General features: G+C 75.1%; 1 protein-coding gene and 1 pseudogene. Both read right to left on the reverse strand.

Annotated elements, in window-relative coordinates; translation table 11 throughout:
• A pseudogene (locus G3I71_RS45265) lies at positions 1-187 on the reverse strand (alpha-ketoacid dehydrogenase subunit beta); the annotation flags it as partial.
• Between the two features lie 80 nt (positions 188-267).
• Positions 268-694 (reverse strand): thiamine pyrophosphate-dependent enzyme (locus tag G3I71_RS45270; protein WP_239149765.1); only part of this gene is annotated, 427 nt, incomplete at its 5' end.

Genomic DNA, 694 nt, shown 5'->3' on the forward strand with positions numbered 1-694 from the left:
TCGCGGTGCCGACGATGCCCGACTCGGCCAGGGGCGTGTCGACGACGCGGTCCTCGCCGAACTCGGCGAACAGGCCGTCGGTCACGCGGAACACGCCGCCGAGGCGGCCGATGTCCTCGCCCATGAGCAGCACGCGCGGGTCGTTCGCGAGCGCGCGACGCATGCCGAGGTTGAGGGCCTTCGCCATCGGCAGCCGCTGCGTGCCCGTCGGGAACGGCGCGGGTGCCGGCGCCGGGGGCAGGTCGGTGGTGCGGTCGGACGTGACGGTCATCGGTGGCCTCCCGTCTGGTGACCCTCGTGGTCGACGACGGACTGCTCGTACTGCTCGAACCACGCGCGCTCGGCGTCGACGACCGCGTGGGGCGTGGCGTAGGCGTGCTCGAACATCGACGGCCCGGAGGGGCGGCCCATGGCGCGCACGGTCGTGCGCAGGTGCTCGCCGAACGCGTCGGCCTCGCTCGCGAGCTGCGCCTGGAACACCTCGGGGGGCTCGCCCGTGCCGTCGAGGTGCGCGCGCAGCCGCTCGATCGGGTCGCGGCGGCGCCAGTGCTCCTCCTGCGCCGACGTGCGGTAGCGCGTCGGGTGGTCGGACGTCGTGTGCGCGCCCATGCGGTAGGTGAACGCCTCGACGAACGTGGGGCCGCCGCCGCTGCGCGCGCGCTCGAGCGCCTGCCGCGTCACGGCGTACGTCGCG

This window comes from Streptomyces sp. SID12501 (assembly GCF_010550245.1).
Taxonomy (GTDB): Bacteria; Actinomycetota; Actinomycetes; order Streptomycetales; family Streptomycetaceae; genus Streptomyces.